The organism is Pseudomonas sp. ChxA (genome assembly GCF_030263855.1).
In the GTDB taxonomy this organism is placed as follows: Bacteria; Pseudomonadota; Gammaproteobacteria; order Pseudomonadales; family Pseudomonadaceae; genus Aquipseudomonas; species Aquipseudomonas fluorescens_CB.
This window is the reverse complement of the sequence record NZ_JARPMK010000001.1, coordinates 4332664-4349524: the sequence shown is the minus strand read 5'-3', so window position 1 is coordinate 4349524 and position 16861 is coordinate 4332664. Positions and strand designations below refer to the sequence as shown.

General features: G+C 59.9%; 12 protein-coding genes. 5 read left to right on the top strand and 7 right to left on the bottom strand.

Annotation, left to right across the window (positions count from 1 at the left end; all coding sequences use genetic code 11):
- Positions 1-652 precede the first annotated feature (652 nt).
- The 7 genes from P5706_RS19165 to gloB form a co-directional block, all read right to left on the bottom strand.
- Positions 653-2263 carry an ABC transporter ATP-binding protein gene (locus P5706_RS19165; RefSeq protein WP_285680919.1) on the bottom strand — a complete coding sequence of 537 codons (1611 nt, stop codon included), beginning with the start codon at positions 2261-2263 and terminating at the stop codon, positions 653-655.
- A 1-nt stretch (position 2264) separates the two neighbouring features.
- A complete protein-coding gene (locus P5706_RS19160) occupies positions 2265-3284 on the bottom strand; it encodes an ABC transporter permease (protein ID WP_200433912.1) in 1020 nt (339 codons plus the stop codon).
- Between the two features lies 1 nt (position 3285).
- The gene (locus tag P5706_RS19155) at positions 3286-4359 is read right to left on the bottom strand and encodes a microcin C ABC transporter permease YejB (protein ID WP_099549133.1); all 1074 of its coding nucleotides are present in this window, start codon (positions 4357-4359) and stop codon (positions 3286-3288) included.
- Positions 4360-6192, bottom strand: a complete 1833-nt coding sequence (locus tag P5706_RS19150) for an extracellular solute-binding protein (RefSeq protein ID WP_285680915.1) — start codon at positions 6190-6192, stop codon at positions 4360-4362.
- Positions 6189-8018, bottom strand: coding sequence for an extracellular solute-binding protein (locus tag P5706_RS19145; protein ID WP_200433910.1), 1830 nt, complete (start codon positions 8016-8018; stop codon positions 6189-6191). The genes P5706_RS19150 and P5706_RS19145 overlap by 4 nt, the downstream gene beginning before the upstream one ends.
- A gap of 339 nt (positions 8019-8357) precedes the next feature.
- A complete protein-coding gene (locus P5706_RS19140; RefSeq protein ID WP_138815762.1) occupies positions 8358-9764 on the bottom strand; it encodes a transglycosylase SLT domain-containing protein in 1407 nt (468 codons plus the stop codon).
- A 98-nt stretch (positions 9765-9862) separates the two neighbouring features.
- Positions 9863-10630, bottom strand: a complete 768-nt coding sequence (gene gloB, locus P5706_RS19135; protein ID WP_285680911.1) for a hydroxyacylglutathione hydrolase — start codon at positions 10628-10630, stop codon at positions 9863-9865.
- Between the two features lie 65 nt (positions 10631-10695).
- Here gloB and P5706_RS19130 point away from each other — a divergent pair, with 65 nt between their 5' ends.
- The 5 genes from P5706_RS19130 (at position 10696) to P5706_RS19110 (ending at position 16817) form a co-directional block, all read left to right on the top strand.
- On the top strand, positions 10696-11454 hold the full coding sequence (locus P5706_RS19130) for a class I SAM-dependent methyltransferase (RefSeq protein ID WP_017136933.1): 759 nt from the start codon (positions 10696-10698) through the stop codon (positions 11452-11454).
- Between the two features lie 32 nt (positions 11455-11486).
- Positions 11487-11939 (top strand): ribonuclease HI, encoded by a 453-nt coding sequence (rnhA, locus tag P5706_RS19125; protein WP_017136932.1) that lies wholly within the window; start codon positions 11487-11489, stop codon positions 11937-11939.
- 79 nt (positions 11940-12018) lie between these two features.
- Positions 12019-12759 (top strand): DNA polymerase III subunit epsilon, encoded by a 741-nt coding sequence (gene dnaQ / locus P5706_RS19120; protein ID WP_169987818.1) that lies wholly within the window; start codon positions 12019-12021, stop codon positions 12757-12759.
- Positions 12760-13971: 1212 nt separating this feature from the next.
- The gene (locus tag P5706_RS19115) at positions 13972-16227 is read left to right on the top strand and encodes an Orn/Lys/Arg family decarboxylase (protein WP_200433150.1); all 2256 of its coding nucleotides are present in this window, start codon (positions 13972-13974) and stop codon (positions 16225-16227) included.
- An 8-nt stretch (positions 16228-16235) separates the two neighbouring features.
- Positions 16236-16817, top strand: coding sequence for a GNAT family N-acetyltransferase (locus tag P5706_RS19110; RefSeq protein WP_200433149.1), 582 nt, complete (start codon positions 16236-16238; stop codon positions 16815-16817).
- Positions 16818-16861: the final 44 nt, after the last annotated feature.

Genomic DNA, 16861 nt, shown 5'->3' with positions numbered 1-16861 from the left:
GGCGTCCTGCCGGGTTACCCACGGATTCAAGCCTGCGTTCGGCCATCGTGGTTAACGGGGCGTCTCAGATCAAGATCAAGATCTACAGCACGGCGGCCTGAAAGCCGACCTGAGTGGTTAGATCAAAAGCGAAAAGCGAAAATCGGATTTGCATACACTGAGGAGCTGCTTTTCTGTGGGAGCTGGCTTGCCTGCGATGCAGGCACCTCGGTGTATCAGGCAAACCGAGTTGATGCCATCGCAGCGGTGCGACGATTCGACAAGCCAGCTCCCACAGTTGACCGAGTTTGGCTCTGCTGTTGCTGTTGCTCTGGCCCTTACATCCTTTTCGATGACGAAGTCAGCGGTCTTTTGATCTGCGCTTGTGATCTTGATCTTGATCTGAAATCGCCCCGTCAAACACGATGGCCGGAATCTGACAGGGATTTGGGGGGTAAACCGGCAGGGATGCCGGTTTAGCCGCGCTGGGCCAAGGATGGCCCATCGCGGCGGCCCCCCAAATCACTGGCGGATTGCGGGCATGCCGAGCCATAGCGAGGCACCGAGTGTTGGGGCGAGGACTTTTTGGTTACTTTTGCGTCCTTGCAAAAGTGACCCGCTGTAAGAGCGGAACCCTAGTCCGCCGTTACCTAAATAACGGATATGTACACGATCAAACCACAACAGCAGGCACCAAAAACGCCGCTTCCAACAACTGCCGCGTATAAGCATGCTGCGGATCCGCAAAGATCCCCGCCGCGTCGCCCTGTTCCACTACCTGCCCATGCTTGACCACCATCAATTGGTGACTCAACGCCTTCACCACCGCCAAATCATGGCTGATAAACAGATACGTCAGGTTGTACTTGGCCTGCAGCCCCCGCAACAATTCCACCACTTGCCGCTGCACCGTGCGGTCCAGCGCGGACGTCGGTTCATCGAGCAATATCAAGCGGGGCTTGAGCACCAAGGCACGGGCGATGGCGATGCGTTGACGCTGCCCACCCGAAAACTCATGGGGGTAACGATGCCGCGACTCCGGGTCCAGGCCCACTTCCTTGAGCGCTGCAATAATCGCCACTTCCTGCTCGGCCGGCGTGCCCATTTTGTGGATACGCAACCCTTCGCCAACAATCTCACTCACACACATCCTGGGGCTCAAGCTGCCGAACGGGTCTTGAAACACCACCTGCATTTCCCGCCGCAGCGGACGCACCTGTTGCTGAGTCAAGCGGTCAAGTTGCTGGCCTTCAAAGCGAATCCCGCCTTTGCTGGCGATCAAGCGCAGAATCGCCAGGCCCAGGGTGGACTTGCCCGAGCCGCTTTCGCCGACGATGCCCAGCGTCTGGCCCTGGGGCAGGCTGAAGTTGATGCCGTCCACCGCCTTGACGTAATCGACGGTGTTGCGCAAAAAGCCCTTTTTGATCGGGAACCAGACCTTCAGGTCGTCAACTTCCAAAAGTGGCGGCCCGGCCTCGTTACTGGCCGGTCCACCGCTGGGCTCCGCCGCCAGCAGTTCCTGGGTGTAAGGGTGCTGGGGCGACTGAAACAGCGTTTCGCAATCAGCCTGTTCAACGATGCAACCCTGCTGCATCACACACACGCGATGGGCGATGCGCCGGACCAGGTTCAAGTCATGGCTGATCAGCAGCAATGCCATGCCCAGCCTGGCCTGCAGTTCCTTAAGCAGTTCCAGAATCTTCAATTGCACGGTGACGTCGAGGGCCGTGGTCGGCTCATCGGCGATCAGCAGTTCGGGCTCGTTGGCCAGGGCCATGGCGATCATCACCCGCTGGCGCTGGCCGCCGGACAGCTCGTGGGGCAGGGCTTTGAGACGTTTGTGCGGCTCGGGGATGCCCACCAGTTCGAGCAGTTCCAGGGTGCGCCGGGTCGCGACCTTGCCGGTAAGGCCTTTGTGCAGCCCGAGCACTTCGTTGATCTGCTTCTCGATCGAATGCAGCGGGTTCAACGAGGTCATCGGCTCCTGGAAGATCATCGCAATGCGGTTGCCGCGAATGTGCCGCAGGGTCTTCTCTTTAAGTGTCAGCAGGTCGTGCCCGGAATAGCTGATGGTGCCGGCCGGGTGCCGCGCCAGCGGATAGGGCAGCAGGCGCAGGATCGAGTGGGCGGTCACCGATTTGCCCGAACCGCTTTCACCCACCAGCGCCAGGGTTTCGCCGCGTTTGATATCGAAGCTGATGTGGTTGACCACGCGGTGGAGATTGTCGCCGGTGACGAACTCGACGCAGAGGTCGCGGACTTCGATCAGATTGTCCTGATTCATCTCATTTCCTCGGGTCGAAGGCATCGCGAGCGGACTCGCCGATAAACACCAGCAAACTCAACATGATCGCCAGCACGGCAAACGCACTCATGCCCAGCCAGGGCGCTTGCAGGTTGGATTTGCCCTGGGCCACCAGTTCGCCCAGGGACGGCGAACCCGCCGGCAGGCCGAAGCCAAGAAAGTCCAGGGCGGTGAGGGTGCCGATGGCGCCGGTGAGGATGAACGGCATGAAGGTCATGGTCGAGACCATGGCATTGGGCAGGATATGCCGGAACATGATCGCGCCGTTCTGCATGCCCAGCGCTCGGGCGGCGCGCACGTATTCCAGGTTGCGCCCGCGCAGGAACTCGGCACGCACCACGTCCACCAGGCTCATCCACGAAAACAGCAGCATGATGCCCAGCAGCCACCAGAAGTTGGGCTGTACAAAGCTGGCGAGAATGATCAGCAGGTACAGCACCGGCAAACCCGACCAGATCTCCAGGAAACGCTGGCCGGCCAGGTCGACCCAGCCGCCATAGAAGCCCTGCAAGGCGCCGGCGACAACGCCGATGATCGAGCTGAGCACGGTCAGCGTCAGGGCAAACAGCACCGACACCCGAAAGCCATAGATCACTCGCGCCAGCACATCGCGGCCCTGGTCATCGGTGCCCAGCAGGTTGACGCTGGAAGGCGGCGCGGGGGCCGGTACTTTCAGGTCGTAGTTGATGCTCTGGTAGCTGAACGGGATGGGCGCCCACAGCGTCCAGGCGTCCTTGGCCTTGAGCAGTTCCTGGATATACGGGCTCTTGTAGTTGGCCTCCAGCGGGAACTCGCCGCCGAAGGTGGTCTCCGGGTAGCGTTTAAGCGCCGGGAAATACCAGCCACCGTCGTAATGGACTGCCAGCGGTTTATCGTTGGCGATCAACTCGGCGCCCAGGCTGAGCACGAACAGAATCAGGAACAGCCACAGCGACCACCAGCCACGTTTGTTGGCTTTGAAACGCTCGAACCGGCGGCGATTGAGGGGGGATAGGTTCATCTCAATGCTCCCGGCTGGCAAAGTCGATACGCGGATCGACCAGGGTGTAGGTGAGGTCGCCGATCAGCTTCACGATCAGTCCCAGCAAGGTGAAGATAAACAACGTGCCGAACACCACCGGATAATCGCGGTTGATTGCCGCTTCAAAGCTCATAAGGCCCAGGCCGTCGAGGGAAAAGATCACCTCGACCAGCAACGAACCGGTGAAGAAGATCCCGATAAACGCCGAGGGGAAACCGGCAATCACCAGCAGCATGGCGTTACGAAACACATGGCCGTAGAGCACGCGGTGGTTGGTCAGGCCTTTGGCTTTGGCGGTGACCACGTACTGTTTGTTGATTTCGTCGAGGAAGCTGTTTTTGGTCAGCAGGGTCATGGTCGCGAAGTTGCCGATCACCAGCGCGGTGACGGGCAGGGCCAGGTGCCAGAAATAATCGAGAATCTTGCCGCCAAAGCTCAGTTCCTCGAAGTTGTTGGAGGTCAGCCCGCGCAAGGGGAACCAGTCCAGGTAACTGCCGCCGGCAAACACCACGATCAGCAAAATCGCGAACAAAAACGCCGGGATGGCATAGCCGACGATGATTGCCGAGCTGGTCCACACGTCAAAGTGGCTGCCATGCCGGGTGGCCTTGGCGATGCCCAGCGGGATCGACACCAGGTACATGATCAGGGTGCTCCATAACCCGAGGGAGATGGACACCGGCATCTTTTCCTTGATCAGGTCGATGACCTTGGCGTCGCGAAAGAAGCTGTCGCCAAAATCCAGGCGTGCATAGTTCTTGACCATGATCCACAAGCGTTCCGGCGCCGATTTGTCGAAGCCGTACATCTTTTCGATTTCCTTGATCAGCGCCGGGTCCAGGCCTTGGGCGCCGCGGTAGCTGGAACCGGCCACCGAGACCTCGGCGCCGCCACCGGCAATGCGGCTGGTGGCGCCGTCGAACCCTTCGAGTTTGGCGATCATCTGCTCCACCGGGCCACCGGGGGCGGCCTGGATGATGATGAAGTTGATCAGCAGGATCCCGAACAGTGTGGGGATGATCAGCAACAGGCGGCGAACAATATAGGCCAGCATTTAATCGCCTCCGCTCGCCGGATCGGCGCTTTGGACAGTGTCGATGGCAGGTTTGACTTCCGGTTTGGCCCACCAGGTGGCCGTGCCGACGTCGTAGCGTGGCGGGACCTTGGGGTGACCCAAGTTATCCCAGTACGCCACGCGGTAGGTCTTGATGTGCCAGTTGGGGATCACGTAGTAGCCAAACTGCAAGACCCGATCCAGCGCCTTGGCGTGGTCGACCAGGCTTTGGCGCGAGTCGGCGTTGATCAGTTCTTCGACGAGTTGGTCGACCACCGGATCCTTGAGGCCCATGTAGTTGCGGCTGCCGGATTTGTCGGCGGCGGCGGACGACCAGAATTCGCGCTGCTCGTTACCCGGCGAGGTGGATTGCGGGAAGCTGCCCACCAGCATGTCGAAGTCCCGCGAACGCAGGCGGTTGATGTACTGCGACACGTCAACGCGGCGGATCACCAGGTTGATCCCAAGGTCCGCCAGGTTGCGCTTGAAGGGCAGCAGTACCCGTTCGAAATCGGTCTGGGTCAACAGGAACTCAATGTTTACCGGCTTGCCGGTAGTGTCGACCATCTTGTCGTCGACGATCTTCCAGCCAGCCTCCTGCAACAGCTGGTAAGCCTCACGCTGCTGGGTGCGGATCATGCCGCTGCCGTCAGTTTTGGCAGGCTCGAAAGCTTGGGTGAACACCTCGGCGGGGAGCTTGTCGCGAAACGGCGCGAGGATGGCGGTTTCCGCCGGGCCGGGCAGGCCGGTGGCGGCCATTTCCGAGTTTTCGAAGTAGCTGCGGGTGCGGGTGTAGGCGCCATTGAACAGCTGTTTGTTGCTCCACTCGAAATCCAGCAGCAAGCTGATGGCCTTGCGTACCCGCACATCCTGGAACATCGGTTTGCGCGTATTGAACACAAACCCCTGCATGCCGGTGGGGTTGCCGTTGGGGATCTCTTCCTTGATCAAGCGGCCCTGGGCCACGGCCGGAATGTTGTAGGCGTTGGCCCAGTTCTTGGCGCTGAACTCCAGCCAGTAGTCGAATTGCCCGGCTTTCAAGGCTTCCAGGGCCACGGTGCTGTCACGGTAGTAGTCGGTGATGCGGTTATCGAAGTTGTAGAAGCCCTGGGTCACCGGCAAGTCCTTGGCCCAGTAGTCCTTGACCCGCTCATAGCGCACCATGCGCCCTGGTTTGACCTCGGCGACCTTGTACGGGCCACTGCCCAGCGGTATTTCCAGGTTGCCCTTGGCAAAGTCGCGCGTTGCCCACCAATGCTTGGGCAATACCGGCAGTTGGCCGAGGATCAGCGGTAATTCACGGTTATTGGTGCGCTTGAACTTGAACAGCACACGCAGCGGGTCTTCGGCGACCACTTCGTCGACGTCGGCGTAGTAGTTGCGGTAGAGCGGCGAACCGTCCTTGATCAGCGCCTGGAAGGTGAACACCACGTCTTCGGCGCGGATCGGGTGGCCATCATGGAAACGTGCTTCGGGGCGCAGGTAGAAGCGCACCCAGCTGTTGTCCGGGGCCTTTTCGATTTTGCCGGCCACCAGGCCGTACTCGGTGACGGGCTCGTCGAGGCTTTGCATGGCCAGGGTGTCGTAGATCAGCGGCAGGTTGTCTGCGGGCACGCCTTTGCTGATGTAGGGGTTGAGGCTGTCGAAGCCGCCCATGCTCGATTCACGGAAGGTGCCGCCCTTGGGCGCGTCGGGGTTTACATAGTCGAAATGCTTGAAGTCGGCGGGGTACTTGGGTGGCTCGCTGTACAGGGTCAGCGCATGTTGCGGCGCGGCAGTGGCTGCGCCGCACGCTAACAAGGCGCCAAACAAGGCGGTGCGCAAAGTCATCATTGGGCTTTCTCCGAAGCTTTCAGCCACCACGCGCTCAAGCCCAGGCTGTAGGGCGGCGTGGTGACAAAGGCGAACCGGTTGCGGTACGCCAAGCGATGATAGTTGAGGTACCAGTTGGGAATACTGTAGTGCTGCCACAGCAGCACTCGGTCGAGGGCGCGGCCGGCGGCCAATTGTTCTTCACGGGTCTGCGCCGCCAGTAGTTGCTCAAGCAGGCGGTCGACCACCGGGTTGGCGATGCCGGCGTAGTTTTTGCTGCCCTTGATGGCCGCCTGGCTGGAGTGGAAGTACTGCCACTGCTCAAGGCCGGGGCTCAAGGTCTGGTTGAGGGTGATCAGGATCATGTCGTAGTCGAACTGATCCAGGCGCTGCTTGTATTGCGCCCGGTCAACGGTGCGCAGGCGCGCGTCGATGCCGATGCTTTTAAGGTTTTCGACGTAGGGCTGCAGGATGCGTTCAAGGTTCGGGTTGACCAGCAGAATCTCGAAGCGCAGCGGTTGGCCCTTGCTGTCTAGCAGGCGCTGGTCGGAGAGTTTCCAGCCGGCTTCGCCGAGCAACGCCAGGGCGCGGCGCAACGTCTCGCGCGGGATGCCACGCCCATCGGTCTGCGGCAGGCTGAAGGCCTGGGTAAACAGGCTAGGCGGCAACTGATCGCGGAAGGGCGAGAGCATCAGCCATTCATGCCCCACCGGCACGCCGGTCGCAGAAAACTCGCTGTTGGGGTAGTAACTCAGCGTGCGTTTATAGGCGCTGCTGAACAGGGTGCGGTTGGTCCATTCAAAATCGAACATCAACCCGAGCGCCTCGCGCACCTTGGTCTGGCTGAAGGTCGGCCGCCGCGTGTTCATGAACAGGCCCTGGCTCTGGGTCGGTATCTGGTGGGCGATCTGCGCCTTGATCACGTCGCCGCGGTTGACCGCCGGGAAGTTGTAGCCGGTGGCCCAGTTTTTGGCCTGATGCTCGATGTAGAGGTCGAATTCGCCGGCCTTGAAGGCTTCGAAGGCCACGTCGCTGTCGCGGTAGAACTCCACTTCGACCTTGTCGTAGTTGTAGAAACCCTGGTTGACCGGCAGGTCTTTGCCCCAATAATCCTTGACCCGCTCGAACACCAGTTGGCGGCCCGGGGTGACCTTGGTGATGCGATACGGCCCGCTGCCCAAAGGCGGCTCGAAGGTGGTGGCCTTGAAGTCGCGGTTTTTCCAGTAATGCTGGGGCAGTACTGGCAGCTCGCCCAGACGCAGGATCAGCAGCGGGTTGCCGGCGCGTTTGAACACAAAACGGATGCGATGGCGGTTGAGGATGTCGACCCGTGCGACTTCCTGCAGGTTGGTGCGGTACTGCGGGTGGCCTTCGGTGAGCAGGGTGCGATAGGAAAACGCCACGTCATAGGCGGTGATCGGCTTGCCATCATGGAAGCGCGCTTCCGGGCGCAAGTTGAACACCACCCAACTGCGGTCCTCGCTGTACTCCACCGATTGGGCAATCAGCCCGTAGCTGGAGGTGGGCTCGTCACCGGAAGGCGCGTACTGGCCAGTGCCGACCATCAGCGGCTCGTTCAGCTCGTTGACGCCGTATTGCAGGAAGTTGGGTGTGGACACCGGGCTGGTGCCCTTGAAAGTGTAGGGGTTGAGGGTATCGAAGGTGCCAAATGCCATGACCCGCAATGTCCCACCTTTGGGCGCTGCAGGGTTTACCCAATCGAAGTGGGTGAATTTGGCCGGGTACTTGAGTGTGCCGAACTGCGTATAACCGTGGCTCTCGGTAATCGTCGCGTTCGCAGCAAAGCTCAAGGCCAGACTTATTAGTAGAAGGAGGGGACGCTTCAAGTCAGAGATCCGATCCAGGCGGCTTGGGCTTTATGATCGGTACAGTAACAGCTTGTTCCGGTTGGAAAAAGGTCGCTGAAAACACTGGCGAGATCGGATGTGTGTGGGCTCATTGTGGGGAGTGAGCCTGATGGGCTTGCTGTGGTAATCAGGCTTGTTGTGGCTAGCAGGCTTGCTGTGGCGAGCAGGCTTGTTGTGGCGAGCAGGCTTGCCCTGCGTTGGGCTGCGAAGCAGCCCCATCATGCCGGGTAAAACGCGGTGTCTGGTATGGAGCTGCTGCGCAGCCCAGCGGGAGCAAGCTCCCTCGCCACAACAAGCCTGCTCAACACTGAAAGGGGGTTAGCGTGGCCCGGAAACCACCAGCATCTGCCCCGGCTTCAACGCCTGGCCAGTACGCGGGTTCCAACGCTTGAGATGTTGCATCTCAACGTTGAAGCGCTTGGCGACGATGTACAGCGAGTCGCCTTTCTTGACCTTGTACTGCACCGGCTTCTTGCTGCTGGCCACCAGTTTGCGGGTGTCCTGCATCACCAGAGTCTGGCCGACCTTGAGGGCCTGGCCGTTGAGCTTGTTCCAACGCTGCAGGTCATGCACATCGACCTTGTTCGCCTTGGCAATCAGGGTGAGGTTGTCGCCACTGCGCACCTTGTAGTTGCGGGTACGCCCAGCCACTCGAGTGCTCTCAACTTCGTCGAACACCTGCTTTTTAGGGCGCATCGCCAGCAATTCTTCGGGCTTCATCGTCGAAAGGGTACTGGTGAGCAACTGCGCCTTGGAACTTGGCACGAGCAAATGCTGCGGGCCATCCAGGGTGGTGCGTTGTTTCAGGGCCGGGTTGAGCTGGAACAATTCGTCTTCGTCGATCTCGGCCAGCGCGGCAACCCGGGACAGGTCCATGCTTTGCTTGACTTCGACCACTTCGAAGTACGGCGTGTTGGCAATCGGGCTCAGGTTGACGCCATAGGCCTCGGGGGCCAGCACCACTTGGGACAGCGCCAGGAACTTGGGCACGTAGTCCTTGGTTTCCTGGGGCAGGGGCAGGTTCCAGTAGTCGGTGGGCAGGCCGAGCTTTTCGTTGCGCTCGATGGCCCGGCTGACCGTGCCCTCGCCGGCGTTGTAGGCCGCCAGGGCCAGCAGCCAGTCGCCGTTGAACATGTCATGCAGACGCGTCAGGTAGTCCAGGGCGGCGGTGGTGGAGGCGGTGATGTCGCGGCGGCCGTCGTAGGCGCGTGTCTGGCGCAGGTTGAAGTAACGCCCGGTGGAGGGGATGAACTGCCACAGGCCGACGGCGTCGCTGCGCGAATAGGCCATGGGGTTGTAGGCACTTTCGATCACTGGCAGCAGCGCCAGCTCCAGGGGCATGTTGCGTTCTTCAAGGCGTTCGACGATGTAATGAATATAGAGGCTGCCGCGTTCTCCGGCGTTCTCTAAAAAGGACGGGTTGCTGACGAACCACAAGCGTTGTTGCTCGATGCGTGGGTTCACACCCAGGCCGTCCTGCAATTGAAAGCCCCGGCGCATGCGTTCCCAGACATCCTGGGGCACTTCGGGGCTAGGCTTCTCTGAGAGCCAAATAGGTTTTTGCTTGATCTTGGCAGCAAGATTGGGTTTGGGTTGCACGGTGGATTGTGCAGCGAAATTAGTCGATTGGCAGCCCGCCAGAGTCGCGGAAACGGCCACCGCCACGGCTTGAGCCAGGCGGGTCAATGCGTCTGAAGAAATGGATTTACGAATAGATGACGACATTGGCTGGAAGTAAGTTCCGGGCAAAAATGTCGGGCGATTCTAGAAAGCGCTTTGGTTCCGGTCAACCATTCAGAAATTCCGTATCAGATTGCGTCCGCTTAGAACTTATCTTTCCATGCCCTCAAGCTAGCAAACACCTCGGCCCCAGTGCGGTTGTCGCGACCATTCCGTTCGTCCGCTTTTTGTTTAACGGATGTTTCGGCGGTACGCAGAAAAGGGTTAGTACGTTTTTCCAGAGCCAGGTTGGAGGGCAGCGTCATCTCGCCACGGGCGCGCAATTGCTTGACGGTTTCGACGCGTTCGGCAATATCGGCATTGTCCGGTTCCACGGCGTGGGCAAATTTGAGGTTATTTTGTGTGTACTCGTGGGTGCAGTACACCAGCGTGTCGGCGGGCAGGGCGGCCAGGCGCTCAAGCGAGGTGTGCATTTGTTCCGGGGTGCCTTCGAACAGGCGCCCGCAGCCGGCGGCAAACAGGGTGTCGCCACAAAACAGCACGCCTTGGTGGTAATAGGCGATATGGCCAAGGGTGTGGCCGGGCACGCTATAAACGTCGAAGTCCCAGCCGAGTGCGTTGATGCGCTCATTATCGTGCAGGGCCACGTCGCGCGCGGGGATGTTCTCGTTCGCCGGGCCGTAGACCTGGGCACCGGTTACCTGTTTGAGTTGTTCGACGCCGCCGACATGATCATGGTGGTGGTGGGTAATCAGGATGTCGCTGAGCCTGTACCCAGGGTTTTGCTTGAGCCAGGCCAGCACCGGCGCGGCATCGCCGGGGTCGACCACGGCGCAGCGTTGGGTAGCAGGGTCTTGTAACAACCAGATGTAGTTATCGGTGAAGGCGGGTAGAGCACTGATCTGTATCATTCTTCGATTCGCCAAGCTGAACACATTGGTGCATCTTAGAACGTCTAGGCGAGTTGGAGAATGCAATGACTGATAAAGCGTTCGCCCAGGCTGATCCTGAATGGCTGGCCCTGATCAGCGCAGCCCGTGATTGGCTGTCCGGGCCGATCGGGCAATTTTTGCTGGATGAAGAGCGGCGCATGCTCGAAGACGAGCTGGGCCGGTTCTTTGGTGGTTACCTGGTGCATTACGGCCCCTCGGCGCAGACGCCGCCCGCTGCGCCGCAGGTGCAACGCAATGTGCGCCTGGGCGCGCCGTTACCTGGGGTCGAGATTGTTTGCGAGGAACAGGCCTGGCCGCTGAGCGAACATGCCGCCGATGTGGTGGTGCTGCAGCATGGCCTGGATTTCTGCCTGTCGCCCCACGGTTTGCTGCGCGAGGCCGCCAGCAGCGTGCGCCCAGGTGGCCATTTGCTGATTATTGGCATCAACCCCTGGAGCAGTTGGGGCCTGCGCCATGTGTTCGCCCATGACGGCCTGCGCCAGGCGCGCTGCATCGCGCCGTCGCGGGTGGGTGACTGGCTGAACCTGCTGGGCTTCGCGCTGGAGAAACGCCGCTTCGGGTGCTATCGTCCGCCGCTTGCGTCTGCCAAGTGGCAAGGCCGTCTGGCCGGCTGGGAACGCCGCGCGGGTGCCTGGCAACTGTCGGGCGGCGGCTTCTATTTATTGGTCGCGCGCAAGATCGTGGTCGGGCTGCGGCCGGTGCGTCAGGTGGCGCGTCAGCCCATGGGCAAGCTGGTGCCGATGCCGATGGCCAAGGTCAACCGCAAGCAAAGCGAACCGTAAAACCCTCTTTTTGATTTAAGACCGAGCAACTGATGACCGATACCGTAGAACTCTTCACCGATGGCGCCTGCAAGGGCAACCCTGGCCCCGGCGGCTGGGGCGCGTTGCTGGTGTGCAAAGGCGTGGAGAAGGAACTGTGGGGCGGCGAAGCCAACACCACTAACAACCGCATGGAACTGATGGGCGCCATTCGCGGCCTGGAAGAGCTCAAACGCCGCTGTGACGTGCTGTTGGTGACCGACTCGCAATACGTGATGAAGGGCATCAACGAGTGGATGGTGAATTGGAAGAAGCGCGGCTGGAAAACCGCGGCCAAGGAGCCGGTAAAGAATGCCGACCTGTGGCAATTGCTCGATGAGCAATGCAACCGCCATGACATCACCTGGAAATGGGTGCGCGGCCACATCGGCCACCCGGGCAACGAGCGCGCCGACCAGTTGGCCAATCGTGGCGTGGATGAAGTGCGGGGCTACAAACAGAGCTGAGCCGGCTGACGTGTTAACATCGCGCCCCTTGATTCACACCACACTGCATACCACCGTTGAGAGCTGAACCCTGATGGCCATCCGATCTGTTGTACTCGATACCGAAACCACCGGCATGCCGGTGACCGATGGTCACCGGATCATTGAAATCGGCTGTGTCGAATTGATGGGGCGGCGTCTCACCGGGCGTCACTTTCACGTCTACCTGCAACCGGATCGTGACAGTGACGAGGGCGCAATTGGCGTCCACGGCATCACTGATGAATTCCTCAAGGGCAAGCCGCGCTTCGCTGAAGTGGCGGACGAGTTTTTCGAGTTCATCAACGGCGCTCAACTGATCATCCATAACGCGGCGTTCGACGTCGGCTTCATCAATAACGAATTTGCCCTGATGGGGCAGACCGAGCGCGCGGATATCTCCCAGCACTGCTCGATCCTCGATACCTTGATGATGGCCCGTGAGCGTCACCCCGGCCAGCGCAACAGCCTGGATGCCTTGTGCAAGCGTTATGGCGTCGACAACTCCGGCCGTGAACTGCACGGCGCCTTGCTCGACTCCGAGATTCTCGCCGACGTTTACCTGACCATGACCGGCGGGCAGACCAGCCTGTCCCTGGCCGGTAACGCTTCCGATGGTAGCGGCTCGGCGGAAGGCTCGGGCAACCGACCTTCGGAAATCCGCCGCTTGGCGGCAGATCGCAAGCCGACCACCATTATCCGTGCCAGCGAGCAGGACCTGGCCGAGCATGCGGCGCGCTTGGAAGCGATTGCCAAGTCGGCGGGTGCGCCGGCGTTGTGGTCGCAACTGACTCAGCAATAGTCACTGTCGAGCACGGTTGAACATGTGGGAGCTGGCTTGCCTGCGATGGCGGTCTTTTGGTGGTGTACATATCCGTTATTTTTGTAACGGCGGCCTATGGTTCCGCTCTTACAGCGGGTCACTTTTGTAAAGACACAAAAGTAACCAAAAAGTCTTCGCCCCAACACTCGGTGCCTCGCTATGGCTCGGCATGCCCGCAATCCGACAGTGATTTGGGGGGCCGCCGCGATGGGCCATCCTTGGCCCAGCGCGGCTAAACCGGCATCCCTGCCGGTTTACCCCCCAAATCCCTGTCAGATTCCGGCCATCGTGTTTGACGGGGCGATTTCAGATCAAGATCAAAAGCGCAGATCAAAAGACCGCTGACTTCGTCATCGAAAAGGATGTAAGAGCCGGAGCAACAGCAACAGCAACAGCAACAGCAACAGCAGAGCCCTACTCGGTCAAAGGTGGGAGCTGGCTTGCCTGCGATGGCATCAACTCGGTGTACCTGACACACCGAGGTGTCTGCATCGCAGGCAAGCCAGCTCCCACAGAAAGGCAGATCCCACAGAAAAGCAGCTCTTCAGTGCCTGCAAATCCGCAGCCGAGCTCATATTCAAAACTGCATGCGGTCAACTGTGGGAGCTGGCTTGCTCGCGAATGCGGTGGGCCAGTCAATTCATCTGTCACTGATACACCGCCTTCGCGAGCAAGCCCGCTCCCACACTTAAACCGCGTTGCATCAGGTAAATAGGCTTTTGCCTTGCACTTGATCTGGCTTTTGCTTCAACCACTCAGGTCGGCTTTCAGGCCGCCGTGCTGTAGATCTTGATCTTGATCTGAGACGCCCCGTTAACCACGCTGGCCGAACGCAGGCTTGAATCCGTGGGTAACCCGGCAGGACGCCGGGTTAGCCGCGCTGGGCCAAGGATGGCCCATCGCGGCGGCCCACGGATTCAAGCCGGAGTGAGGGCACACCGAGCCTAAGCGAGGTGCCGAGTGGTGGGGCGAGGACCTTTTGGTTACTTTTGCGTCCTTGCAAAAGTGACCCGCTGTAAGAGCGGAACCAATAGCCGCCGTTACCCAAATAACGGATATGTACTCCGACAAACCGCTATCGCAGGCAAACCAGCTCCCACAGTAGATTTGCGTCCTCTGTAAAATCTTCATTCGCCACATCCACTCCCAGCTTCTACCCTGAGTGCATAGCCCTCAGGACTCCAAGCACTCATGTACAAAGACCTGAAGTTCCCTGTTCTTATCGTGCACCGCGACATCAAGGCCGACACCGTTGCCGGTGATCGGGTCAGAGGCATCGCCAGGGAGTTGGAGCAAGAGGGCTTCAGTATTTTTTCCGCCGTGGATTACGCCGAAGGCCGGTTGGTGGCCTCTACCCATCACGGCCTGGCGTGCATGTTGATCGCCGCCGAAGGCGCTGGTGAAAACACCCACCTGCTACAAAACATGGTCGAGCTGATTCGCCTGGCGCGGGTGAGGGCGCCCAACTTGCCGATCTTCGCCCTGGGCGAGCAGGTCACCCTGGAAAACGCGCCAGCCGACGCCATGAGCGAGCTTAACCAACTGCGCGGCATTCTGTACCTGTTCGAAGACACTGTGCCGTTTTTGGCCCGCCAAGTTGCTCGCGCCGCGCGCGCCTACCTTGATGGCTTGTTGCCGCCGTTCTTCAAAGCGCTGGTGCAGCACACTGCCGACTCCAACTATTCTTGGCACACCCCCGGCCATGGCGGCGGCGTGGCTTATCGCAAAAGCCCAGTGGGGCAGGCGTTCCATCAGTTCTTTGGCGAAAACACCCTGCGTTCGGACTTGTCCGTTTCGGTGCCGGAGTTGGGTTCGCTGCTCGATCACACCGGGCCATTAGCCGAAGCCGAGGCCCGTGCGGCGCGCAACTTTGGTGCCGATCACACGTTCTTTGTGATCAACGGCACCTCGACCGCCAACAAGATCGTCTGGCATTCCATGGTGGCGCGCGACGACTTGGTCTTGGTGGATCGCAACTGCCACAAGTCGGTGCTGCATTCGATCATCATGACCGGCGCGATCCCGCTGTACCTGTGCCCGGAGCGTAATGAACTGGGGATTATCGGCCCAATCCCCTTAAGCGAATTCAGCCCCGAGTCGATCCGCGCCAAAATTGAAGCCAGCCCTTTGACCCGTGGCCGGCCGGCGAAAGTGAAACTGGCGGTGGTCACTAACTCCACCTACGACGGCCTGTGCTACAACGCCGAGCTGATCAAGCAGCAATTGGGCAACAGTGTCGAGGTGTTGCACTTCGACGAGGCCTGGTACGCCTACGCGGCCTTTCACGAGTTTTTCGCCGGGCGCTATGGCATGGGCACTTCACGTACCCCGGACAGCCCGCTGGTGTTCACCACCCACTCGACGCACAAATTGCTCGCGGCCTTCAGCCAGGCATCGATGATCCATGTGCAGGACGGCGGCGCGCGTCAACTGGACCGCGATCGCTTCAACGAAGCGTTCATGATGCACATCTCTACTTCGCCGCAATACAGCATCATCGCCTCGCTGGACGTGGCCTCGGCGATGATGGAGGGCCCGGCTGGGCGCTCGCTGTTGCAGGAGATGTTCGATGAAGCCCTGAGTTTTCGCCGTGCCCTGGCCAACTTGCGCCAGCATATTGCAGCCGAAGATTGGTGGTTCTCGATCTGGCAGCCGCCGTCGGTGGCCGGCATCGACCGGGTCGCCACGGCGGATTGGCTGTTGCACCCGCAGGATGACTGGCACGGCTTCGGCGATGTGGCCGAAGACTATGTGTTGCTGGACCCGATCAAAGTCACCCTGGTCATGCCCGGCCTTAACGCCGGTGGTGCCTTGAGCGACTGCGGAATTCCCGCCGCAGTGGTCAGCAAATTCCTCTGGGAGCGTGGGCTGGTGGTGGAAAAGACCGGTTTGTATTCCTTCCTCGTGTTGTTTTCCATGGGTATCACCAAAGGGAAATGGAGTACCTTGCTCACCGAGTTGCTGGAGTTCAAGCGCAGTTACGACGCCAATGCCAGCCTGGCCAGCTGTTTGCCCTCGGTGTTCAAAGAGGGCCCGGCACGTTATCAAAGCTTGGGTTTGCGTGACCTGTGCGACCAGTTGCATAGTTGTTACCGCAGCAACGCCACGGCCAAGCACCTCAAGCGGATGTACACGGTGTTGCCGGAAATTGCGATGAAACCGGCCGATGCCTACGACCATCTAGTCAGGGGTGAAGTCGAAGCCGTTTCCATTGACGCCTTGCCAGGACGCATCGCAGCCGTGATGCTGGTGCCGTATCCGCCGGGTATCCCGTTGATCATGCCGGGCGAGCGCTTTACTGAATCGACGCGCTCGATCATCGACTACCTGGCATTTGCCCGCACGTTCGATAGCAGTTTTCCCGGTTTCGTCGCCGATGTTCATGGGTTGCAACACGAAGATGACGGCAGTGGTCGTTGTTACACAGTCGATTGCATCAAGGGTTAAGGATGTTTATGCAAGCTGTAATGAACCCGAAGTACCCGGGGCTCAGTGTTCGGGTCGCCGATGAAGGCTTTGACGCCTACGTGTGGGGCAATGACTTCAGCTTTGAGGTCAGTGCGTACGGCATACCGGAGATGGGTAAGCGGGTCGATCAATGGGCGGTGGAGCGCATCCTGCCGTACCGCAAATGTTATGGCATCGACCCGGCAGAATTCGCCAGTTTTCGCGATGTTCCCGACAGTGCGATTTTTATGGCGTACCTGGATGATCGCGCGGTGGGGCACGTTGTGGTCAGCACCAACTGGAATGGCTTTGCCCATGTCGACGAACTGGCGGTGGCCTTGCCTGCGCGGCGCCATGGCGTGGCCAAGGCGTTGCTGGATGTGGCACAGTTCTGGGCGCGCAAGAAAAACCTGCCGGGCATGATGCTGGAAACCCAGAACAATAACCTGGGGGCCTGCCGCCTGTATGAACGCTGCGGGTATGTGATGGGCGGGATCGATCAACTACGCTATCGCGGGATCGATCCGCAAACCCGCGAAGTGGCGATTTTCTGGTATCGGTTGTTTAAGTCGGAGTTGCAAATGGCCTGAACACGCGTACCGCTGATGTTCAGGCCACGTTGAAGTACAGCGGG

Coding starts and splice junctions, on each gene's coding strand:
- rnhA (WP_017136932.1), top strand. CDS start 11,487: ATGACCGATACCGTAGAACTCTTCACCGATGGCGCCTGCAAGGGCAAC.
- gloB (WP_285680911.1), bottom strand. CDS start 10,630: ATGATACAGATCAGTGCTCTACCCGCCTTCACCGATAACTACATCTGG.
- P5706_RS19160 (WP_200433912.1), bottom strand. CDS start 3,284: ATGAACCTATCCCCCCTCAATCGCCGCCGGTTCGAGCGTTTCAAAGCC.
- P5706_RS19165 (WP_285680919.1), bottom strand. CDS start 2,263: ATGAATCAGGACAATCTGATCGAAGTCCGCGACCTCTGCGTCGAGTTC.
- P5706_RS19140 (WP_138815762.1), bottom strand. CDS start 9,764: ATGTCGTCATCTATTCGTAAATCCATTTCTTCAGACGCATTGACCCGC.
- P5706_RS19110 (WP_200433149.1), top strand. CDS start 16,236: ATGCAAGCTGTAATGAACCCGAAGTACCCGGGGCTCAGTGTTCGGGTC.
- P5706_RS19130 (WP_017136933.1), top strand. CDS start 10,696: ATGACTGATAAAGCGTTCGCCCAGGCTGATCCTGAATGGCTGGCCCTG.
- P5706_RS19115 (WP_200433150.1), top strand. CDS start 13,972: ATGTACAAAGACCTGAAGTTCCCTGTTCTTATCGTGCACCGCGACATC.
- P5706_RS19150 (WP_285680915.1), bottom strand. CDS start 6,192: ATGATGACTTTGCGCACCGCCTTGTTTGGCGCCTTGTTAGCGTGCGGC.
- P5706_RS19155 (WP_099549133.1), bottom strand. CDS start 4,359: ATGCTGGCCTATATTGTTCGCCGCCTGTTGCTGATCATCCCCACACTG.